Annotated in this window: 19 protein-coding genes; 6 read left to right on the forward strand and 13 right to left on the reverse strand. The window is 70.8% G+C overall.

The window, feature by feature from the left end; translation table 11 throughout:
• Positions 1-102: 102 nt before the first annotated feature.
• Complete coding sequence (locus ABZ374_RS43160) at positions 103-570, reverse strand: hypothetical protein (protein ID WP_360323107.1); 468 nt, start codon at positions 568-570, stop codon at positions 103-105.
• A 368-nt stretch (positions 571-938) separates the two neighbouring features.
• Here ABZ374_RS43160 and ABZ374_RS43165 point away from each other — a divergent pair, with 368 nt between their 5' ends.
• Positions 939-1,844 carry a Gfo/Idh/MocA family oxidoreductase gene (locus tag ABZ374_RS43165; protein ID WP_360323109.1) on the forward strand — a complete coding sequence of 302 codons (906 nt, stop codon included), beginning with the start codon at positions 939-941 and terminating at the stop codon, positions 1,842-1,844.
• 310 nt (positions 1,845-2,154) lie between these two features.
• Here the strand turns inward: ABZ374_RS43165 and ABZ374_RS43170 are convergent, their stop codons facing one another.
• The 8 genes from ABZ374_RS43170 to ABZ374_RS43205 form a co-directional block, all read right to left on the reverse strand.
• Positions 2,155-3,306 (reverse strand): MFS transporter, encoded by a 1,152-nt coding sequence (locus ABZ374_RS43170; RefSeq protein WP_360323111.1) that lies wholly within the window; start codon positions 3,304-3,306, stop codon positions 2,155-2,157.
• Between the two features lie 200 nt (positions 3,307-3,506).
• Complete coding sequence (locus ABZ374_RS43175; protein ID WP_360323113.1) at positions 3,507-4,544, reverse strand: BadF/BadG/BcrA/BcrD ATPase family protein; 1,038 nt, start codon at positions 4,542-4,544, stop codon at positions 3,507-3,509.
• On the reverse strand, positions 4,532-5,818 hold the full coding sequence (locus tag ABZ374_RS43180) for a 6-phospho-beta-glucosidase (protein ID WP_360323115.1): 1,287 nt from the start codon (positions 5,816-5,818) through the stop codon (positions 4,532-4,534). The genes ABZ374_RS43175 and ABZ374_RS43180 overlap by 13 nt, the downstream gene beginning before the upstream one ends.
• Positions 5,815-6,720 (reverse strand): carbohydrate ABC transporter permease, encoded by a 906-nt coding sequence (locus ABZ374_RS43185; protein ID WP_360323117.1) that lies wholly within the window; start codon positions 6,718-6,720, stop codon positions 5,815-5,817. The genes ABZ374_RS43180 and ABZ374_RS43185 overlap by 4 nt, the downstream gene beginning before the upstream one ends.
• 100 nt (positions 6,721-6,820) lie before the next feature.
• Positions 6,821-7,786 carry a sugar ABC transporter permease gene (locus ABZ374_RS43190; protein WP_360323119.1) on the reverse strand — a complete coding sequence of 322 codons (966 nt, stop codon included), beginning with the start codon at positions 7,784-7,786 and terminating at the stop codon, positions 6,821-6,823.
• A gap of 4 nt (positions 7,787-7,790) precedes the next feature.
• A complete protein-coding gene (locus ABZ374_RS43195; protein ID WP_360323155.1) occupies positions 7,791-9,074 on the reverse strand; it encodes an ABC transporter substrate-binding protein in 1,284 nt (427 codons plus the stop codon).
• Positions 9,075-9,309: 235 nt separating this feature from the next.
• On the reverse strand, positions 9,310-10,521 hold the full coding sequence (locus ABZ374_RS43200) for an ROK family transcriptional regulator (protein WP_360323121.1): 1,212 nt from the start codon (positions 10,519-10,521) through the stop codon (positions 9,310-9,312).
• Positions 10,522-10,656: 135 nt separating this feature from the next.
• A complete protein-coding gene (locus ABZ374_RS43205) occupies positions 10,657-11,181 on the reverse strand; it encodes a VanZ family protein (RefSeq protein ID WP_360323123.1) in 525 nt (174 codons plus the stop codon).
• Between the two features lie 189 nt (positions 11,182-11,370).
• On the opposite strand from ABZ374_RS43205, the gene ABZ374_RS43210 reads away from it, so the two are divergent.
• On the forward strand, positions 11,371-12,804 hold the full coding sequence (locus ABZ374_RS43210) for a sugar porter family MFS transporter (RefSeq protein ID WP_360323125.1): 1,434 nt from the start codon (positions 11,371-11,373) through the stop codon (positions 12,802-12,804).
• 344 nt (positions 12,805-13,148) lie between these two features.
• Here ABZ374_RS43210 and ABZ374_RS43215 read toward each other — a convergent pair whose 3' ends face one another.
• On the reverse strand, positions 13,149-14,804 hold the full coding sequence (locus ABZ374_RS43215) for an ABC transporter permease (RefSeq protein WP_360323127.1): 1,656 nt from the start codon (positions 14,802-14,804) through the stop codon (positions 13,149-13,151).
• The gene (locus ABZ374_RS43220) at positions 14,801-15,739 is read right to left on the reverse strand and encodes an ABC transporter ATP-binding protein (protein WP_360323129.1); all 939 of its coding nucleotides are present in this window, start codon (positions 15,737-15,739) and stop codon (positions 14,801-14,803) included. Before ABZ374_RS43220 ends, ABZ374_RS43215 begins: the two co-directional genes overlap by 4 nt.
• A gap of 101 nt (positions 15,740-15,840) precedes the next feature.
• Between ABZ374_RS43220 and ABZ374_RS43225 the strand changes: the two genes are divergently transcribed.
• Positions 15,841-16,317, forward strand: coding sequence for a MarR family transcriptional regulator (locus ABZ374_RS43225; RefSeq protein ID WP_360323131.1), 477 nt, complete (start codon positions 15,841-15,843; stop codon positions 16,315-16,317).
• A 116-nt stretch (positions 16,318-16,433) separates the two neighbouring features.
• Here ABZ374_RS43225 and ABZ374_RS43230 read toward each other — a convergent pair whose 3' ends face one another.
• Positions 16,434-17,141 (reverse strand): DUF1524 domain-containing protein, encoded by a 708-nt coding sequence (locus tag ABZ374_RS43230; RefSeq protein WP_360323133.1) that lies wholly within the window; start codon positions 17,139-17,141, stop codon positions 16,434-16,436.
• A 216-nt stretch (positions 17,142-17,357) separates the two neighbouring features.
• Here ABZ374_RS43230 and ABZ374_RS43235 point away from each other — a divergent pair, with 216 nt between their 5' ends.
• The 3 genes from ABZ374_RS43235 (at position 17,358) to ABZ374_RS43245 (ending at position 21,057) form a co-directional block, all read left to right on the forward strand.
• Complete coding sequence (locus ABZ374_RS43235) at positions 17,358-17,981, forward strand: RraA family protein (RefSeq protein ID WP_360323135.1); 624 nt, start codon at positions 17,358-17,360, stop codon at positions 17,979-17,981.
• A gap of 467 nt (positions 17,982-18,448) precedes the next feature.
• Positions 18,449-20,194, forward strand: a complete 1,746-nt coding sequence (locus tag ABZ374_RS43240; protein ID WP_360323137.1) for a hypothetical protein — start codon at positions 18,449-18,451, stop codon at positions 20,192-20,194.
• A 500-nt stretch (positions 20,195-20,694) separates the two neighbouring features.
• Positions 20,695-21,057: a cupin domain-containing protein gene (locus ABZ374_RS43245; RefSeq protein ID WP_360323156.1), complete on the forward strand. Its 363-nt coding sequence runs from the start codon at positions 20,695-20,697 to the stop codon at positions 21,055-21,057.
• Between the two features lie 55 nt (positions 21,058-21,112).
• On the opposite strand, the gene ABZ374_RS43250 is transcribed toward ABZ374_RS43245, so the two are convergent.
• The gene (locus tag ABZ374_RS43250; RefSeq protein WP_360323139.1) at positions 21,113-21,739 is read right to left on the reverse strand and encodes a TetR/AcrR family transcriptional regulator; all 627 of its coding nucleotides are present in this window, start codon (positions 21,737-21,739) and stop codon (positions 21,113-21,115) included.
• Between the last annotated feature and the right edge of the window lie 91 nt (positions 21,740-21,830).

Genomic DNA, 21,830 nt, shown 5'->3' on the forward strand with positions numbered 1-21,830 from the left:
CCGCCACCGAGCGGTTGACCCGCGACTCGTTGATCCTGCCGCTGTTCCACGACCTGACCAGGCCCTCGTCGGCGGGCGAGGGCCTTCGGCGCGGTCGGTTGGTTACTTGTCGCTCGGGAAGGTGCGGTGGGCGCCGCCGGGTTCGCTGCGGGTCCGGGGTTGGGCGGCGGGGTCCGCGGACCAGGTGGTGCCGGTTTCGTCGTCGGCGGTGGGTTCGTACTGGAGGCGGTCGGCGCGGGCCTCGGCCTGTGCGGCCCGCTCGCGCGCCATGGCCGCGTCCTGGCGGGCGGTCGCGGTGTTGCGTTCGAGGATGGCCCGGTCGACGGCGCGCCGGTCACGGTTGTGGCGGGCCCGGCCCATTCGGGCCCTGCTGCCGATCATGAGCAGGCCGATGCCGAAGATCAGGGCCAATGCGAGGCCCGAACAGAAGATCGCCAGCGAGTTGAGCGTGACCATGTCGGTATCGAAGATGCTCACCGTGTACTCGGGTCCGCCCGATGTGTTGTAGGCGATCAGCAGAGCCGCGAACGCTGCGGCACAGCCGGCAAGCAACAGTCCCAGAAGGAACATGGCGTCATCCTTCTTGTCCGGAGGGCGACAATTCCCCCGTAGTCAGCGCTTACCCACTCACCACCCCCACACACGACCCACTCCCCGGCTCGGCGCTGGGTCGGGCGGCGCGGCACTGCGCAGGGTGCGGGCTGGGGGACTGCCGCCCGCGTTGCCCCGCCTGCCCGCTTGTGCCCGGCCGCCTGCCCTGCCCGACTGTGGTGAGCGTTTCATGGCGTTCTGTTCGTGGGTGCGTGGTGGTGTTGTCTCTGTGTGAACGCGTTGTGGCGTTGTGGTGTGGGCCGGCGCGGTGGGGGTGGGGTGAGGGGGTGATGGGGCGGGGCTAGGGTCGGGGCGACTTGATCGTTGTTCGAAGGGACGTCCGGGCCATGCGTCTTGGGTTTGCCGGATTCGCGCACAGCCATCCGTTCACCGATGCGGGTGTGGCCCGTGACCTGGGGGTGACGCGGATCGATGGTTGGGCGGCGGGGGAGCCGGAGCGATTCGCGGCCTTTCGGGAGCGGCACGAGTGTGAATCGGCCGGATCGCTCACGGAGTTGCTCGACCGCCGGCCGGACGCCGTGGTGGTGACCGTGCGGCCGGCGCTGATCGCGGACACCGTCGCCCGGATCCTGCGGGCCGGCGTACCGTGCTTCGTGAACAAGCCGGCCGCCTCCTCGGTCGCCGCGCTCGCCGAGTTGCACCGGGCCGTGACCGGGTACGAGGAACGTTTCCTGACCACGTCCGTGTTGCGCTTCGCGCCGGCCGTGACGGAGTTGGCCGAACGCATCGCGGGCCGCCGGGTGTTGAGTGCCCGGGCGCTGGTCCGGCACGACATCGCCGGCTTTCTGACACCGGAGCGCGCCTGGCAGGACGACCCGGCCGAGGGCGGCGGCACGCTGGTCTCGCTCGGCCTGCACGGCGCCGAACTCCTGGACGCGGTGGCCGGCCCCGGCGCGCGGGTGCTGGCCGCCATCGGTTCGGTCCTGGTCCACCCGACCACCCGCTCGGAGGACGTCGGCGCGATCATGCTCGGCTGGCCGGACGGGCGCGTGGGCACGATCGAGGTCGCCGGGGTGGGCGGCGACGAGGTCTACGAGGTGGCCGTACAGACCGAGGACGGCGTCGAGACCGCCCGTCTCGGCGGCTCCGACTGGCAGGAGGCCCTCGGCTACCGAGCCACCATGCGCGCCGTACTCGCCATGGCCGCCGGCGCCCCCTCCCCCCTCCCATGGCCCCGCACGCACGCGGTCCTCACCGCAGCCACCACCGCAGCCACCCTCGCCCGCCCCTGACCCCAACCCCCCCCGACGCCCGCGCCGGACTCCCACACGCCCGTCGTCAGCCCTGGCCCACGCCCCACGCCCCACGCTCGACGCAGGCGCTCGCTGCTGACGCCCGACGACTGCGCCCGAGCTTCTTGCCTGGCCCGATCCCCGCGCCCATGGCCCACGTCTGTGCCTGGCCCACCTGCTTGACGCCCACGCCCGGCCCACGCCCGGCCCGCCCTGCGCCCGGTCCGCGCCTGGTTCGTGCTCGACCGCCGTGCGTTTTACGACCGCGCCCCGCGCTGGCCCATCCGGTGTGCCGACGCCTGTGGTCGGGTCAGGGGTGGGGGTGGGTGGCTTTTCGGAGGAGGGGGAGGGAAGCCAGAAGGAGGATGGGGAGCAGCAGGAAGGCGGCGCGGGTGGGCATCAGGTCGGTGGCGAGGCCGAGGAGGAAGGGGGCGCCGCCGGCGGCGAGGGTGGTGGCCACGGCCAGGCGGGAGACGGCGAGGTCGGCTCGGCCGTCGGCGGCGCGGATCGCGGCGGCGGTGGCCAGCGGGAACTGTACGGACATGCCCAGGCCGGAGACGAACAGGCCGAGGTAGGCGAGCCAGGGGACCGTGGCCGACCAGAACAGTGCGAAGCCGACCAGGTTCACCGCGACCGCGCCGCCGTACAGCCGCTGCAACGGGAGGCGCAGCGCGAGCCGCCCGCCCGCCAGCCGGCCCAGGCACAGGCCGGCCACCACGGCGGTCATCGCGGTGGCGGCGGCACCCTCGGACATCCCGGTGCGATCACGCAGCAGCGTCGAGGCCCACAACGACAGCGAGAACTCGACCCCCACCGAGCACACCGTCAACAACCAGGCCCACCAATACGCGGCGGGCAGCGACCCACCAGCCGACGGCGACGGCGACGGCGACGGGGGCGCGGCGACCAGGTCCGGCACCCGCGTCCGCCCGAAGCCCACCGCCAGGGCGCCGAAGAGCACCGGGACCAGCAACATCGCCCAGCGCCAGCCCGGCCCGGACGAGTCCATCACGCCGATCAGCAGCGGCGCGGCCATCCCGACGCCGGCCGCGAGCCCGTTGGCCTCGCTCAGGGCGCTCGGACCGGCGATCGGGCCGTGGTGGTCCGCCAGTGCCGTGCCGGCCACGTTGACCACCAGGAACGCGCCGAACCCACACAGCAGCGCCGCGCTCAGCGACACCGCCGGCGTCCCGGCCGCGCAGTACGCCAACACGCCCGCGCTCAACAACACACAGCCCGCCCACAACGTGCGCCCGCGCCCGAACCGCCGCATCGGCCGATCGCCGAGCAGCGCGATCAACACGCCGGCCGCCGCGTACGCCGTACTGTGCAGCGCCGCCACCGCGTTGCTCACGCCCAGGTCGTCGCCGAGCAGCGTGACCGACGGCCCGAAGCAGTACAGGAAGTAGCCGAACGCCGCCATGTGCAGATACAGCAGCCAGGTCGCGCGATCACGGGTCAACCCCGATATCGAACCCTCGATCACGCGAAATCGCCCACCGTCGTCCTCGTCCGCATCCTGTGGGCCCCGTCGCGGATGGTCCCGCCCCGCCGGGATCGTATGCGACCCGCGGGCCCCCGGGCACCTCGGGGACGCGGCGGCCGGGTCGGGAAGGCCACGGCGACCATCGGCGCCTGCCCACCCGCCCGACACCCCCCGGATCAGGCCGGACGCGTCCACCCCGTGCGCAGCAGCCGCTCCGCCACGCCCGTCGGATCCGCCGGCGCCCGTCCGTCCGCGCGCAGCCGATCCAGGCCCAGCAACGCGGCGCCCACGACCGGCGGATCCACCGCCACCCGCAACACCGCGCGCGGCGCGGAGCGCAGGATCAGCCGGGAGACCGCCGCCATCAACATCGGGGGCTGCGCCGCCAGGACCCCGCCGCCCAGCACGACGTCCGCCTCCTCCGCCAGCAGGTCGAGCCGACCCAGCGCGGTCACCGCCATCACCGCGATCTCCCCGGCCTGGCGCTCGACCACCTCGCCCGCCACCGCGTCCCCACCGTCGGCGATCCGGAACAACAGCGGGACCAGCTCGTGCAGCCGCTCGCTCGCCAACTCGCCCAGATGCACCGCCTCGGCCACCGCGGTCGCCGACTCCAGGCCGAAATGCCCGGCCGTCGCCTCGGCCAACGCGGTCGCCGGTCCCCGACCGTCCTCGGCCCGGACCGACGACCACATCACCTCCTCCATCAGGCCCAGCCCGCCGCCCCAGTCGCCGGTCATCCGCCCCAGCGCCGGGAATCGCGCGGTCCGCCCGTCCGGCAGCAGGCCCACGCAGTTGATCCCGGCCCCGCACACCACCGCGACCCCGCGCGGCGCGCCCGTGCCCGAGCGCAACACCGCGAACGTGTCGTTGCCGACGGTGACCGTCCGGGCCCAGCCCCGGTCCTCGAACTCCTTGCGGAGCTGCAACTCCTCCACCGGCAGGTCGATGTTGGCCAGATACGCCGCGACGTGCTCCACCGGTCCGGCCCCCGCGGCCGACCGCAACACCTCCTCGACCAGTGAGGCGATCCGCTCGACCGCCGCGTCCTGGCCGAGTTGGTACGGCGCGTAGCCCGCGCCCCGACCGCGCCCCCAGACCCGACCGTCCGCGTCGACCACCGCGACGTCGGTCTTGGAGTTGCCCGCGTCGATCGCGAGCACGGCCGGGGCCGATCCGGAGGACTCGGCCCCGCCCTCCGTCACCGGGCCCACGGCAGGTGCTCCTTGCCCGCCGCGAGCAGCCGATCGGCGAGTGCCTCGGCGATGTCGTACTGTCCGACCAGCGGATGCGCGAGCAACGCGGTGACCACTCGATCGCGCCCACCGCGCAACGCGGCGTCCAGCGCGAGTTCCTCGTACGCCGCCACGTGCGCGATCAACCCGGAGTGCAGCGGCCCCAGCGGCGCCACCGGCAGCGGCGTCGCGCCGTTCGCGTCGATCCGCGACGGCACCTCGATCACCGCGTCGTCCGGCAGGAAGGGCAACGTGCCGTTGTTGCGCACGTCGGCGATCTGGACCCGGTCGCTCTCCTCGGTGCTCGTGCCCAGCAGCGCGGCCACCAGGGCCACCGCCGCCTCCGAGTAGTAGGCCCCGCCCCGGCGTTCCAGCAGCTCCGGCTTGGTGTCCAGGGTCGGATCCGCGTACAGCTCCAGCAGTTCGCGCTCGATCGCGGCCACCTGTTGGGCGCGGGAGGCGCTGTGCCGCTGGGCGGAAACCACCGCGTCGTGCGCGTAGAAGTAGCGCAGGTAGTAGGACGGCACGGTGCCCTGCGCGCGCAGCAGTTCGACCGGCAGTTCGAGGTCCTCGGCGATCGCCGGACCGTGCTCGGCCAGCAGCGTCGACATCAGGTCCGGACCCGGCTCGCCGTGCTCGTCCAGCAGGTACAAACCGCGTTCCCAGGTCAGGTGGTTGAGCCCGACGTGGTCCAGCCGCAGCCGCTCCGGCGCGACGTCGAGCATCGCGGCGAACCGGCGCTGGAAGCCGATCGCGACGTTGCACAGGCCCACCGCGCGGTGGCCGGCGTCCAGCAGCGCGCGGGTGACGATGCCCACCGGGTTGGTGAAGTCCACGATCCACGCGTTCGGCGCGGCCCGGCGCACCCGTTCGGCCGCGTCCAGCACCACCGGCACCGTGCGCAGCGCCTTGGCCAGGCCACCCGCGCCGGTGGTCTCCTGCCCCACGCAGCCGCAGTCCAGTGGCCATTCCTCGTCCTGCGCGCGGGCCTCCTGACCGCCCACCCGGAGCTGGAAGAGCACCGCGTCGCAGTCCTCGACCCCCGCGTCCAGGTCGTCGGTCAGCACCACCCGGGCCGGGTGGCCGTACCGGGCCAGGATGCGCCGCACCACCGCGCCCACCGGCTCCAGCCGTTCGATCGCCGGGTCCACGAGCACCAGCTCGTCGACCGGCAAGGATTTGCGCAACCGGCCCAGGCCGTCCGCCAGTTCGGGCGTGTACGTGGACCCACCGCCCACCACAGCGAGCTTCAACCCTTTACTCCCGTCAAAGTCACGCCCTCGATGAACGCCTTCTGGGCGAAGAAGAACACGAGGATCACCGGCGCCATCACAAGGAGCGTGGCGGCCATCATGAGATTCCAATTGACCTGGTGTGCGCCCTTGAACGACTCCAGGCCGTAGGACAGGGTCCATGCGCCCGGATTCTCGGACGCGTACACCTGTGGACCGAAGTAGTCGTTCCAGCAGTAGAAGAACTGGAACAGCGCCACCGCCGCGATCGCCGGCCGGATCATCGGCAGCACGATCGAGATCAGGATGCGCAGCTCGCCGCACCCGTCCACCCGGGCCGCGTCCAGGTATTCGGACGGGATGGTGAGCAGGAACTGACGAAGCAGGAAGATGGTGAACGCGTCGCCGAAGGCCATCGGGATGATCAACGGCCAGAGCGTCCCGCTCAGATGCATCTGCTTGGCCCAGAAGATGTACATCGGGATGATGATCACCTGCGGCGGCAACATCATCGAGGAGATCACCATCATCAGCGCCACGCCCCGGAAGCGGAACCGGAACTTGGCCAGCGCGTAGGCCACCGGCAGGCTGGAGACGACGGTGAACAGGGTGCCCAGGCCGGCGTACAGCAGCGTGTTGCGCCACCAGGTGCCGAAGCCCGGAGTCTCCATCACCTTGGTGTAGTTGCCCCACTCCCACGAGGTGGGCCACAGGTCGCTGGTCAGCGCCTGCTTGTTGCTCATCACCGAGGTCAGGAACAGGAACACGAACGGCAGGATGAAGAACAGTACGGCGGTGACGGCGAGCGTGTGCACGCCGATCCAGGTCAGTACGCGCTTGCGCCGGTGTGGGCGCGGCGGCGTCCGGGCGGGCGCGAGCGGCGGCGCGATGCCGACGGCCTCGGCCGTGACGGTCTGGGCCATGGATCCGATCCCTTCTGGGCACGGTGGATCGTCGAACTGGGTTTACCGGCAAGGGAGTTCCAACGCCGGTGGCGAGTGCGGGCGGGATTCGGCCCGACTCTCAGTCGTCGTCGAGCAGACCCGAGCGGCGACGCAGCAGCAGGAAGGTGAACGCCATCGCGATCACGAACAGGAGCAGCGAGATCACACACGCCGCACCCGTGTTGAAGGTGGAGAACCCTTCCTCGTAGACCAGTTGCGGCAGCGTCAGCGTGGTGCCCTGCGGATAGCCCGGTTCGAACGACTGGCCGGAGTTGCCGATGATGCCGCTCGCGACCTTTCCGGCCACCATCGCCTGGGTGTAGTACTGCATGGTCTGGATCACGCCGGTGACCACGGCGAACAGCACCACCGGGGTGATCGCCGGCCAGGTCACGTACCGAAAGCGCTGCCACGGCCCGACGCCGTCCAACTCGGCCGCCTCGTACTGCTCGCGCGGCACGTCCAGCAGCGACGCGGTGAAGATCACCAGCAGATCGCCGATGCCCCACAGTGCGAGCAGGGTGAGCGCGGGCTTGGACCAGTCCGGGTCGTTGAACCAACCGGGCTGCGGGATACCGACGTTGCCGAGCAGGTGGTTGACCGGACCGGTACCCGGGTTGAGCAGGAACGCGAAGCCGATCGTGGCGGCCACCGGCGGGGCCAGGTAGGGCAGGTAGGACAGCGTGCGGAAGAGCCCGCCGCCGCGCTTGAGCCGGATCGCCAACATGCCCAGCCCCAGGCCGAAGATCACCCGCAAGGTGACCATCACCACGACCAGCCACAGCGTGTTGCGCAACGCCTGCCACAGCGGCGGGTAGTCGTTGAGCACGTAGTTCCAGTTGCGCAGGCCCACCCAGACCGGCGCGTTGATCAGGTCGTAGCGGGTGAACGAGTAGTACACGGTCGCGCAGAGCGGATACGCGAAGAAGACCGTGAAGCCGATCAGCCACGGGGAAAGAAAGGCGAGCGTGCGCAGGTTCCGCCGGCGGCGCTGCCTGCGCAGCGCCGCCGGGACCTCCGCCGCCGCGGGAGCGGTCGTGGTCATCGGATCACTTGACCTGGGCCACGTCGGTGTCGATCTGCTTGTCCAGATCGGCCAGGCTCTTGGTCAGGTCGCCGCCCTGGCCGGCTTCCCACTTGTAGGCGTACTCGGAGAGGGTGACCTGGTACTTGCCGCCGTTGGGGCTGGCGGGCGTGGTGTTGCTGGCGGGGTGCTTGAAGGCGTCGATGAACGGCTTGAAGTGCTCGTCGTTCGCCAGCGGCGACGCGGCCAGCGCGGCGTTGGTGCTGGGCACGTTGTGGATCGCCTGCGAGAACGCCACCAGCGCCTCGGTGTCGGTGGTGACGAACTTGACGAACTCCCAAGCGGCGGCCTGGTGGTGGCTCGACTTGGCGATGCCGACGGTGGTGCCGGTGAGGTAGCTGCGGCCGTACTTGTCCTGCTGGTCGTCCGGGACCGGGAACGGCGCGGTGCCGTAGTTCAGGTTCGGCGCGTCCTGGGCGAGCATCGCGGTGCGCCACTCGCCGTCCATGGTCATCGCGAGCTTGCCGCTCATGAACGGGTTCTCGGCGGAGAACTCCTCACCGAACGTGGTGCGGAACTTCTCCAGCTTGTCGAACCCGCCCTGGCTCTCCACGAATTGCTTCTGCCAGTTGAAGAACTGCGGGACGACCGGGTCCTTGGACAGGTTCGACTTGCCGTCGGGCGTCTGGTAGGTCGGACCGAACTGGGCCAGCGTGTGCGCGGCGGAGAACTCGTAGGCGTGGAAGGTCGGCACGAAGCCGGCGACCTTGAACGTCCCGTCGCCGTTCAACTGGTTGAGCTTCTTGGCGGTCTCGGCCAGCTCGGTGAACGTCTTCGGCGGCTGGGTGATGCCCGCCGCGGCGAACATGTCCTTGTTGTAGTACAGCCCGTACGAGTCGGCGAGCAGCGGCAGGGCGCAACGCTTGCCCTGGAACTGGGTGTAGTCCAAAACCGGCTTGGGGAAGGTCGTGGCGGGGTCGATGTTGGACTTGGCCAGCCACGGCGCCAGATCGGTCCACGAGCCCGAGGTACAGAACTGGCCGACGTTGTCGGTGGTGAACGAGGAGACCACGTCCGGGCCCTTGCCGGAGCGGATGCCCTGGGTGATCTTGTCGTCGGTGACATTGGAGACCACCTTGACCTTGATGTTGGGGTGCTTCGCGGTGAACTTGGCGACCAGGTCGTCGACCGCCTTGGTCTCGCTCTCGGCGCTCCAGCCGTGCCAGAAGGTGATGGTGACCTTCTTGTCGGGCGCCTCCTCGGCACCGGTTCCCGAGCCGCCGTCGTCGCCGGCGCACGCGGAGGCCATCAGGGCGAGCGTGGCGGCGCACGCGAGGGTCGTGATGGAACGACGGAGCCGTGGGAGTCTGTGCACTGGGTCCTCCTCCGGAGATGGCGACGGCGCGGCCGGGACGAGCGGCGCCGGGGGCCTTGCGGTGGTACGGGTCGAGCGACAGAGCGCGCGAACGGGCCGAGGCCCGCCGCGACGGGGTGCGGTGCGGGTCGGACGAGTGAGGATGTGCCGCCGGTCGGGCGGGAGTGCGTCAGGTCGTGGTGAAGACGACGTCGCGGGCGACGTCGAGCGCCGCGTGCACGGCGCCGGTGGAGACGGGATTGGCGGGCACGTCGCCGAGCACGACGCGCGGACGCGGGATCGCGAGGCGGTGCAACTCGTCGACCACGCGGGAGCGCAACGCCTCGCCACCGGCCATCGGGATGGCCCCCGACAACACGACGAGCCCCGGATCGAGCACCGAGACGATCACCGCGAGGCCGACCGCCAGCCGGTTGGCCAACTCGTCGAGGAAGGCTCCGCCGCGCGATTCGGTCGCGCGCACGGCGCGGGCGACGGCCTGCGGCGCGGTACGACTGCCCACCCCGTAGGCGCGGGCCAGGGACAACACGGCGGGCGCGCCCGCGAGTTGCTGGAAGCCACCGGTGTTGCGGCGGCTGACGTCGTGCGGCAGCGGGGCGCCGGGCATCGGCATGTAGCCGACCTCGCCCGCGCCACCGGTGGAGCCTCGGTGCAGTCGGCCGCCGAGCACGATCGCGCAGCCGATGCCCTCGTCCACCCACAACAGGACGAAGTCGCCCCCGTCGCGGGCCGATCCGTCCCGCTGCTCGGCGAGCGCGGCCAGGTTGACGTCGTTCTCCACGTCCACGGTCAGGCCGAGTTCCTCGCGGACGAGGTCCAGCACACCGGGGGAGTGCCAACCCGCGAGATGGCGGCCGTAGCGGAACTGTTCGGTGGTCGGGTCGAACGCGCCCGGGATGCCGATCACCACGTGCGCGAGGTCGGCGAGGTCGAGCCCGGCGGGCTTGGCCGCGGCGCGCACCGCGTCCCGGATCCGGCCCGGCGTGTCGGCCGCTTCCCTTCGTGGGGTGGGCAGTTCGTGTTCGCCCACCACCCGTCCGGTGAGATCGGCGATGGCCACCCGGATCCGGGCGGGCGTCACGTCCAGACCCGCGACGTGTCCCGCCGCCGGGTTGATCTCGTAGAGCTGGGCGCCGGGTCCTCGGCCGCCCTCGGTGGTGCCCACCCCGACGACCAGGCCGGCCGCCTCCAGGCGGGAGAGCAACTGCGAGGCGGTCGGCTTCGACAAACCCGTCATCGAGCCGATCTGGCCCCGGGACAGCCGCCCGTGCCGCAAGAGGAGTTCGAGCGCGGCCCGGTCGTTGATGGCCCGCAAGAGGCTCGGCCGCCCGGCCTGCTCCCGCCCGGACGCTCCCGCGCCGCGCTCGGTGCTACCGGCCATCAGCGGTTCTCCCTCTCGCCACTGTTAGGAAACCTTCCTAAGAGTTGTAGAGGAAATTAGGCCCGCCCTCTCGGCACTGTCAAGGGTGTCCGCCAAGGTCGTTTCCCTTGCGGGGCAAGCGAATCGGCGCGAATCTCAACCGGCGCGCGGATGCGCGCCCCGCGCGACGGCTCGGCACCCGGCGCAGAGCCCGGCCGCGATGACCGCGCCGGCGGTGTTCAGGAGCACGTCGTCCACCGACGAGACCCGGCCGATCGCGAGCAACCACTGGGCCGTTTCGATCGCGGCGGACGCACCCGCGGCCAGGCCGGCGATCCGCCACGCGCCCGTTCGACCGGCGAAGTGCGGCGCGTGGAACGGCAGCAGGAAGCCCAGGGCCGCGAACACCGCGAGATTGCCGCCGACCTGGACCACCGCGGTCGCCGGGTCGCCGAGCAGCACCGCCGCGAGGTCGCGCAGCGGCAGCAGGCTGAGCGTGTGGCCGGAGCCGACCGGGGTCAGCACCATCCACACCCACGGCAGGGTGCCCAGCACCATCGCGGCGAGCACCGCGACGCGGGGCCGACGTACCGCGAGCAGGACGACGAGCACGAGCACGAACGGCGCGGCGACCGCGCACGCGACCAGGACCGCGCCCCACCGCGACCATCCTCCACCCATTCGGCGGACTGTACCGGCGGACGGCGGGGCGCGCAGGCGTATGGGTGGGCGCCATCCGGGCGCATCCGCATGGTTAGGCCGGTGATCTCGGGCAACTCTCAGGGTCCGGCATCTTCTTTGCAGCAGCGCACCGCACTGTACCCACTGCGCCGGCTCCCGGGACCGGTGCACGGACCGCAGGAGGCGGCATTGGCCGACAGCACACCGGCGACCGGGCAGTCGAGCGGGGACACCTACTCGGAGCACCTGGGCCACGTCGTCTTCATCACCGCGGCCGCCGCGATGGGCGGCTTCCTCTTCGGCTACGACAGTTCGGTGATCAACGGCGCGGTCGAGGGCATCCGCGGCAAATTCGAGCCCGGTTCCAGCCTGCTCGCCCAGGTGGTCGCCGCCGCGCTGGTGGGTTGTGCGGTCGGCGCGGCGATCGCCGGACGGATCGCCGACCGGATCGGCCGGATCCGGGTGATGCAGATCGCCGCCGTGCTGTTCGCGGTCAGCGCGCTCGGCTCGGCGCTGCCGTTCGCGCTGTGGGACCTGGCCATGTGGCGGGTGCTCGGCGGGGTGGCGATCGGGATGGCCTCGGTGATCGGCCCGGCCTACATCGCCGAGGTCGCCCCGCCGGCCTATCGCGGTCGGCTCGGCTCGTTCCAGCAGGCCGCGATCGTCACCGGCATCGCGGTCTCGCAGCTCGTCAACTGGGGCATTCTCAACCTCGCCGACGGCGACCAGCGCGGCACGTTGGTCTTCGGCCTGGAGGCGTGGCAGGTGATGCTCGGCGTGATGGTGCTGCCGGCCGTGCTGTACGGCCTGTTCACCTTCACCATCCCCGAGTCGCCGCGCTTCCTGATCTCCGTCGGCCGGATCGATCAGGCCAAGCAGGTGCTCGCCGAGGTGGAGAGCGACCGGGTCGACCTGGACGCGCGCGTCGCCGAGATCAAGGAGGCGATGCGCCGCGAGCACAAGTCCACGTTCAAGGACCTGCTGGGCGGCGGCGGATTCCTGTTCCTGCCGATCGTGTGGGTCGGCATCGGGCTCTCGGTGTTCCAGCAACTGGTCGGCATCAACGTGATCTTCTACTACTCGGCTTCGTTGTGGCAGTCGGTGGGCATCGACCCGAACAGCTCGTTCCTGTACTCGTTCACCACGTCGATCATCAACATCATCGGCACGATCATCGCGATCTTGTTGGTCGACCGAGTGGGCCGCAAACCGCTCGCGCTGGTCGGCTCGACCGGCATGGCGCTCTCCCTCGGCCTGGTCGCGTGGGCCTTCTCCGCCCGGACCGGCCAGGGCAAGAGCATCAAGCTCCCGGACACCGAGGGCACCGTGGCGCTGATCGCGGCCCATTCGTTCGTGCTGTTCTTCGCGCTGTCGTGGGGCGTGGTGGTGTGGGTCTTCCTCGGGGAGATGTTCCCGAACCGGATCCGCGCGGCGGCCCTGGGTGTGGCCGCGTCCGCGCAGTGGATCGCCAACTGGGTGATCACCGTGACGTTCCCGACGCTGTCGGACTGGAATCTGTCGGCGACGTACGTGATGTACGCGTGCTTCGCGGTGTTGTCCATCCCGTTCGTGCTCAAGTTCGTCAAGGAGACGAAGGGCAAGACGCTGGAGGAGATGGGCTGAAGGGCGGGGCGTGCTGCCGAGGGCGGCCGAATGTGGCGCCCGGCCGTGCGGGAGGCGGCGCCTGCGGCCGGGCCGAACGTGGAGCCGGCGGCCGAGACTTGAGGAGAGTCTCGGCCGCCGGGGCCCGGATCCGGGTTCGAGTCCGGATCCGGGCTCGGGCCCGGGTTCGAGTCCGGGTCCGGTTCGGTGCGGGCCCGGGTTCGAGTCCGGGCCCGGTTCGTGAGGGCCCGGGTGGAGCGCGGGCCCGGGTTGGTGTCCGGGTACGTGTGCGAGTTCGTGGCCGGCCCCGGGTGCGCGGGGTCGGGTCGGGGTTCGTGGCCGGCCCGGGAGGGCGTGGCCCGGGCTCAGTCCAGGTCGCGCTCGCGCAGTGCGAACAGGCCCGCGGCCGGCAGCGCGAGGGCCAGGGCGAGCAGCCACGGATACGGCGTGGCCGTGACGTCGGCGCCGGGCAACTTCGGCAGGTGGCCGAACGGCGACACGTCCAGCACCGCCTGCGGCAGCTTGAGCGCCGGCCCCACCCAGCCGAGCGCGATCACCAGCCCGACCAGACCCCACACCGCCGCGGCGAGCCTCGGCAGCGCGCCGACGACCAGTACGGCAAGCCCGACCAGCACCCACACGGCGGGGAGTTGGGCCAGCGCGGCGAGCAGGATGCGTGGCAGCTCGCCGGACACGTCCCCGACGGTGAGCCCGTACGCCAGGCCCATCGTGAGACCGCCGGCGGCCAGGATCAGCACCGGGCCGGCGTACGCGATCAGCAGGTGCCCGCCCGCCCAGCGCAATCGGCCGACGGTGTTCGCCAGCAGCGGTTCGGCCCGGCCGTTCGTCTCCTCGTCGCGCAGCCGCAACACGGCACCGGCGCCGAACACCACGCAGATCAGGCCGAGCATGCCCACCATCGTGGACAGGAACGCGTCGGTCAGCGCCACATGGCCGCCCATCCGGCGGATCAGGTCGCGGGTCCCGGTGTTGTCGCCGACGATGTCCTGCGCGCCGTCGGCGATTCCGCCGAACACCGCGCCGGCCAGGGCGAAGCCGACCGCCCAGGCGCACAGCGTGCCGCGTTGCAGCCGCCAGGCCAGGCCGTACGCGCCGGCCAGCGACGCGGGTGCGTGTGCCGGCCCCGGGCGTGGTCGCACGAAGCCGGCGCCCAGGTCGCGCCGGTCAGCGAGGGTGTAGGCGAGTGCGACGCAGCCGGCGATCAGGCCGACCGGCAGGACCAGCACCCACCAGCGGTCGCCCGCGAACGGCCGCACGTTCTCGGCCCAGCCCAACGGCGAGGCCCACACCAGCGGATGGCTGCCCGCCGAGGCCGCCGCCCGGGCCGCGTCGCCCGAGGCGCGCAGCACGAACGCGGCGCCCAGGACGGCGCCGGCGATGCCCTTGGCCAGGCGGGCGTTCTCGGTGAGCTGCGCGGTCACCGCGGCGACGGCGGCGAACACCAGGCCGGACAGCGCGACGGCGAGGCCGAACGCGAGGGAGCCGGCCGCCGGTTGGCCCGCGCCGAGCAGGATCGCCGTGCACAGCACCAGGAGCAGCGCATTGGCCAGCGTGGCGGTGGTCAGCGCCGCGGTGAGCGGGGCCCGGCGGCCCACCATCGCCGCCGACAGGGCCTCCTGGCGGCCGGTCTCCTCCTCCTCGCGGGAGTGCCGGATCACGATGATCAGGCTCATCAGGCCGGCCAACAGCGCCGCGTAGCCGCCGATCCGCCACGCGGTGAGGGCGCCGTACGAGTCGCCGAACACGGCGCCGTACAGGGCCCGGAGCGAGCCGTTGGCGTTCATGTCCCGGGCCAGGTCGGCGCGTTCGGCGGTGGTGCCGTACAGGCCCTCCAGGGAGCGTTCGACGCTGGAGACGGTGCCGGCCAGGGCCGACACCCAGACCGGGAGCAGCACCCGGTCGCGGCGCAGCGCGAGGCGGATCAGGGTGCCGGTGCCGGCGAGGTGGCGGGGGCCGCCCGGGGCGGCGCCGCGCGGCAGCGGGAGGGCGGCGGTGGTCATCGCGCGGCCACCGCCGCGGTGTCGGTGTTGTTGCCGGTGCCGCCGTCCGTGTCCCGGGTGCGGTAGTGCCGCAGGAAGAGTTCCTCCAGCGTGGGTGGGCTGCCGGCCAGGCCGCGTACGCCGATCTCGGCGAGTTTGCGCAGCACCGGGTCCAGATGGTCGTTGTCCACTTGGAGCACGACGTGGCCGTTGCTCGCCGTCACGTCGTGCACGCCCGGGAGGTCGGCCAGGCCGTCGCCGGGACCGCGCAGTTCGGCGCGGACCGTGGTCCGACTCAGGTGCCGCAGTTCGGCCAGCGAACCCGACTCGACGGTGCGGCCGTTGCGGATGATGCTGACCCGATCGCACAGCGCCTCGACCTCGGCCAGGATGTGGCTGGACAGCAGTACGGTGCGACCGCGCTCGCGCTCCTCGCGCACGCAGTCCCGGAACACGTCCTCCATCAGCGGGTCCAGGCCCGACGTGGGCTCGTCCAGGATCAGCAGGTCCACGTCGGAGGCGAACGCGGCGACCAGGGCCACCTTCTGCCGGTTGCCCTTGGAGTAGGCACGGCCCTTCTTGGTCGGGTCGAGTTCGAACCGGGCCAGCAGGTCGGCGCGCCGGGCCGGATCCAGGCCGCCGCGCAGCTTGCCGTAGAGGTCGATCACCTCGCCGCCGCTGAGGTTGCGCCACAGGGTGACGTCGCCGGGGACGTAGGCGACTCGGCGATGCAGGGCCACGGCGTCGCGCCACGGGTTGCCGCCCAGGAGGCTGACGTCGCCGCGATCGGCGCGGATCAGGCCGAGCAGGACGCGGATGGTGGTGGACTTCCCGGCCCCGTTGGGTCCGAGGAAGCCGTGTACCTCACCGGCCGTGACGTGCAGGTCGAGGCCGTCGAGGGCATGGGTGCGCCCGAAGGACTTGTGCAGACCGGTGACGCTGATCGCCGTGTTCATGTTTCAGAACATACGCTTCTTTCAGGAACTTGTGAAGTTCGGAAAAGTCAAGAATCATGGCTGGACGATGCTCGGAAGAGCCCGAGCGGAAGGGGACCCGAATGCGAGACGACGGGCCGGCGCGCAACGAGGCCGAGGTCGCTCGGTACATCGAACGCTTCGCGAGCGAATTGGCCGATGCCGGCATGCAGCGGATGGCCGCGCGGGTGTTCGCCGCGCTGCTGGCGGCCGACTCGGCGAGCATGACGTCCGCCGAACTCGCCGAGTCGTTGCAGATCAGCCCGGCCGCGGTGTCGTCGGCGATCGCCTACCTGTCCCAGGTGCGGATGGTCCACCGCGAACGCGAGCCCGGCTCGCGTCGGGACCGCTACCGGCTGCACGACGAACTCTGGTACGAGACCTACGGCGAGCGGGACAAGCTCCTGTCCCGCTTCGAGGTCATCCTCCGCGAGGGCGCGACCGCCCTGGGCCCGGACACCCCCGCCGGCCTCCGAGCCCAGGAATCCGCCGAATTCTTCGCCTTCCTCCAGTCGGAAATCGTCGACATCATGGAACGCTGGCGAAACCGCCAGGGGTAGGCCGAAGGCCGGTTCGCCTCGGCCGGTCCGGCGCTTGAGGACAGGGTCGGCCGACCCCCGGCCCGGCCGGCGTTCGAGGCCGAGACGAGCCACGGGCGCGGCCCGCCGAGAGGCCGCTACCGCGTGCCGGGCGAAATCGGCACGTTCGGACACTGCGCGCCCAGCCGTTCCAGCGTCGCGAGTTCGGTGGCATCGACCGTCAAGTCGTACTTGGTCTTCACCGTCACCCAGTCCGTCAGGTACGTACACCGAGCCCCCTCGTACGGCGGCAGCCAAGTGCCCGGGTCCTGGTCGGACTTCGAGCGGTTGTACTTGGCCGTCACCGCGACCAGCGCCCGAGGCTGGTCCAGATCGTTCGCGTACTGCTCACGCTGCTTGGGCGTCCACGCGGACGCGCCGGAGTCCCACGCCTCGGCCAGCGGCACCATGTGGTCGATGTCCAGCCCGGACGCGTCGTCGACGTAGGCATCTTCGTAGTACGAGTACCAACGCCCGCCCGTGAGCGCGCACTTGGCGCCGATCTCGGGCGGCGTGACCGCCTCCTCGATGAGTACCTCCGCGCGCGTCGAACACCCGTCCTTGTCGGCGTCGATCCAGTGCCGGAACGCGTCCCGGTCGTAGCCGGAGCGATCCTCGTCGGCCACCCGCAGCGCCGTGATCGCATCCCGGAGCGGAGTTTGCACGCCGACCTCGGTGACCCCCGTCGCCCCCGTCGTCCGCGCCGCCGCGCTCGTCGCCGGGGCGAACAGCAGCGCACCCACGCTTGTCGCCGCCACCACCAGCGCGGCCGTGCGTCGTCCGGCCGTGATTCCCGTGTACGTCATCGCTTTGCCCCAGAGTCGCCGTGTCAGGTCCGCTCTTGTTGTAGCGATTTGCCTGCACAAGATCGGCAACGCGGCGGTTGTTCCACTCGAAAGAGTGGCCCGGATATGGCCATTCGCCGGTAGGTCCGCTCCGGACGCCCGGCGCGCGGCTTCGATAGTCTCGCCGCCGTCGGGCGGCGGCCGGCCCCGGCCGCCGGTGCGAACGAAGGGATCACCATGGGCGACGTCGCCGGGTTCGCGGACATCTCGCCGACCACCCTCGCCGATCTGCTCGGCCGCGCCCAGGTGATGGACATCGGCATCCATCCGCTGTGGCCCTCGATGCCGCGCGTCGCCGGCCCGGCGTTCACCGTGCGGTGTGCGAGGGGGGACAACCTGATGTTGCACGCGGCCATCCACCGCGCCGAGCCCGGTTCGGTCGTCGTGGTCGAATCGGGCGACGTGGACCACGCGTTGGCCGGTGGCAACGTGTGTGCCGTCGCGCAACGTCGCGGGATCGCCGCGTTCGTGGCGGACGGGCTGATCCGGGATCTCGGCGAGGTGCGCGCGATGGGCTTTCCGGTGTTCGCGCGGGGCGTCATCCCGATTCCGGGGACGAAGCAGGCCGTCGAGCCGTTCGGCGGGCGCGTACGGTGCGGCGGGGTGTGGGTCGAGGCCGGCGACGTGGTGGTGGCCGACGAGGAGGGCGTGGTGGTCGTACCCGGCGCGCGTCGCGAGCAGGTACTCCGGGACGCCCGGACGAAGTCGGCGCAGGAGGCCGACGAATCGCTCGACACGTGGGAGGCGGCGCACCGGGCCCGGATCGAGGCGCTTTTGGCCGAGCGCGGCTTCGAGGGCTGAACGGCCCACCCTCGTGCACGACTTCCGACACAAGCGCGCCATCGACCACCGGAAGCGTGGCGTGTCGCGGGCCGTGTCGCGTTGCTGTCGTGGATGTGGCGGCCGTGTTTTCGGGGGCGGGCGGTGGGAGAGGGATTCCGGTAGCGCGGTGGTGTCGTCCGGTGTGGGGCCGGGTGGGGGCGCTGTTCGGGGGTGGGGCGGGGTCGTGCGTCGGGCGTTCGCGAGGTCGGGTTCGGTGGTCGGTCGACGGCGTGCAAGGACGGGCGCGCCGCGACGGCGATCCGGCGGCGGGTGCCTGTTGCATCGTGGGGTCGACGCCGTTCGGGTTCCCGTCCACCCGGAACATTTTCGGTACGCCCGCCGCCCCGTGTCCTCGGTCGCCGCGGTTGGGGTGTCGCTCGATTCGGCGATCCGCCGCGGCCGCCGGCGGCCGCTCCTGTCACACCCGGCCCGCGGGGTCGTCGCGCGTGTTCGCCCGCATCGCGGGAACGCCGAAACAGGGAGGCTCGACCGTGTTACTGAACTACGAGATCGTCACGGATCCCATTCCTTTGTTGGCCCGGGCGGGGACACCGGCGGTGGGAACGGTGTACGTGATCGTCTCCAACGCCAGTTCGAACTGGGTGTCCTGGTCGTTCATCGACATCGAAGTGCCTGTCGGCAACGGCGCGGGTGACCTGACGCCGGACCGTACCAAGATCGTGCCGGGCATCGAGCACGATCCGTTCGATTTCGGAGAGACGCCGACGTTCAAGTGGGACCAGACGCAAGGCGCCTTCCGGGCGCAATTCCCCGGAGGAGTCGACATGGTCGACTTCAGGTCCCTGGTTCTGACGCTGAAGAACTTCCCCGTCTCCGAGGCGGAGGGCCTGGCCCGGCTGAAGATCACCGAGGTCGCCTCGGGCGGCGAGGGCAACCAGCCGAAGGACAGGCGCGGCCTCGTCCTGGGAGTGCTGAAGAAGGCCCCGCAGATCCCGATCAACTTCCGCCCCGAGAAGACCCTCGTCGACGACGGCAACAAGGTCGTCCTGCGGTGGGACGGACCCGGCAGCCTCGCCTACACGATCCAGGGTCCGGACGGCCCCCCGGAAACCGTCACCCGCGCGCCGGGCACGATCGACTGGCAGTGGTCCCCGAAACCGGGCACGGGACCGAAACGCGACGCCACCTACACCCTGACGGCCAAACCCGCCGACCCACAGCAACCGGCATACGTCCTCACCACGACGGTCCACCTACTCAGCCCCGAATTCGAACGCGTCACCGCCAACCTCGGGGTGCACACCCCGTTGGTCCGAGGCACGAAGAACGAAGGCCAGATCACCTTCACCAAGGAAGGCGCACAGATCGACAACGAGTCCAACAAACCCGGCACCATCTCGGCCGCCAAAGCGACGGTGACGCATCTGGTTGCCGATCAGGCGGATGTGAGTACGCAACTCACTGCGGTGAAGGGGAATGTGACGCATCTGGTCTCGGATCAGGTGGACGTGAGTACGCAACTCACTGCGGTGAAGGGGAATGTGACGCATCTGGTCTCGGATCAGGTGGACGTGAGCACGCAACTCACCGCGGCCAAGGCGAACGTGACGCACGTGGTCTCCGGTCGGATCGACGTGACCGGTCAGCTCTCGGCAGGCAAGGTCGATCTGAGCGAGTTGACAGCCGCCCGGGCCAACGTTCGTGAGCAACTCGTCGCCGGTGAGGCCGTCGTGAACGAGTTGATCGCCGGGCAGGCGCGGGTGAACGGGAAACTCACCACCCATGGACCGGTGTCGGTCTACGACCAGGCGGGGAACCCGCTGCTGGAGACCACCCAGGATCAACCGTTCGGCCTGGTGTCGCACGGTCGACTGGATGTCAGAGGCGAGCTGAACGCCAAGAGCAAACTCCACGTCGACGGTCCCGACCTGCAGATCAACGGCATCGCCTACCTCACCAGCGACCTGAACGTCCACGGTGACGTGCTCTTTCGGAAGAACCTGACCGTCGCGGGAAAGACCGCCCTCACGGGAGGCATGACCGTCGAGGACCTCACGGTCTCGGGAAAACTGAACGCCCGTGGCAACACGCTCGTCAATCAGAACCTGGCCGTGTCGGGCAACGTGAACGTGCGCGGCGAAGCGGTCGTCCAACAGGACCTGGCCGTCTCCGGAAACACGACGCTCAGGGGAGATGTGGGGATCCGGGGACACCTGACAAAGGGTTCCTGACCGGACCCGGGGAGCGGACGGCTCGTGAAGAGGGACAACCAGGCGCGGACGATCGACCGGCGGCCATCGATCACGGGTGATGCCTCGGCTCGTCCGTAACGACGGCGACGCGATCGACGACCGGAGTCACCGCGCTGCGAACGGCCGAGGCGGGTGCGCGGCACCTCGATGCGCGAGCACGCCGGGATCGACCCGCACTCCGGGGTCCGGCTGACGGAGGCGCGCAGGCGCGGATCGGCTCAACGGGCGCAATCAGGCCGCCCCTCGGTGTGACCGGGGGCGGCCGCACCCGCTTCGAGGTGCGGGCGGGCGCGGTTCCCTCGGAACCGACGACGGGGCGCTGTTTCCGGAGCGGAGCGGGCCCTGCGCAAAGGTCGACCGGGCCGCCGGACGGACGTAGCGTGGAGAGTGCGGGGGTTTGTACATCGTTTTCGAGGCGTCGACGGCCGACCGTTCGACACTCGGCCGTGATCGATGCCTCCGGACCCGAGGAGGAGATCATGGCTGGTCTCGTCCGTAAGAATTTCGCGTCGCCCGAGGAGACACGCCCGTTCGAAGCGGGCATGGGCAAGGTCGACCTGGTCGCGCTGGATGCCATTCCCGTGGGTCGGGGTACGTTCGAGCCGGGCTGGCGTTGGTCGAAGCACGTGAAGCCGATTGCCGGGACCGACAGTTGTCAGGCGTCGCACGTCGGCTTGACGTTGTCGGGACGGATGCACATCGTCATGGACGACGGTGAGGAACTGGAATTCGGCGCCGGAGACCTGATGGTCTGCCCGCCCGGACACGACGCGTGGGTCGTCGGCGACGAACCGTGCGTGGTGCTCGACTGGGCCGGCTTCGGCGACTACGCCAAGCGATAGCCCGTCCGGGACGCACGATTCTCGTGGTGATGCACCGAATCTGCCCGAAGTGACGTCATGTGTCGAGGTCGGTGATGGCAAGTCCGGGAATTCGAGGCGTCGTTGCCGAGTGCTCCTCCTCGGCGTCGCCGTTTTTTGCGGTGCTCAGAATCGCGCTTGCGATCACCTCGAAGAGGTGGTCGGCCCGTGGTGCGAGGGAGGGTTGATCGCCGAGCCACGCGAGTGCCGCCACCAGCGCGAACAGGTCGGTGCCGTCGAGGTCGCTTCGCGCCGTGCCGGCGGCCTGGGCCCGGGTGAGGAGCAGCGCGCCGGCGGCGCGCAGGGTGACGCACGAAGCGTGGAGAGCGGATTCGCTGTCCTGGATGGCGGCTGCCATCAGTACGGTCACGCCCCGATACTCGGTGGTCCACGCGACGCAGTCGCGTAGCCACGAGACGAGGGCGTCTTCGGGAGAGTTCGACGTTTCGAGTTCGCCTGCCTGAGCCGTCAGTTCGTCGAAGCTCGTGCGGAGCAGGGCCTCGAGCAGCGCCTCGCGCGTCGGGAAGTGCCGCAGCAGGGTGGCGAGTCCGACATCGGCCCGGCGGGCGATGTCGCGCAGTGACACGTCGACGCCTTGCTCGGCGATGGCGGTGCCCGCCACTGCGAGCAGGTGGTCGCGGTTCTTCCTGGCGTCGGCTCGCATCTGTCCCTCTTGACTATCCGGATCAGTGGTCCATATATTCGGATCAGTGGTCCACTTATCTGGATCGCTGATCCGAATAAGTCTATCCCGC

It is taken from the genome of Embleya sp. NPDC005971, assembly GCF_040629175.1.
Taxonomy (GTDB): domain Bacteria; phylum Actinomycetota; class Actinomycetes; order Streptomycetales; family Streptomycetaceae; genus Embleya.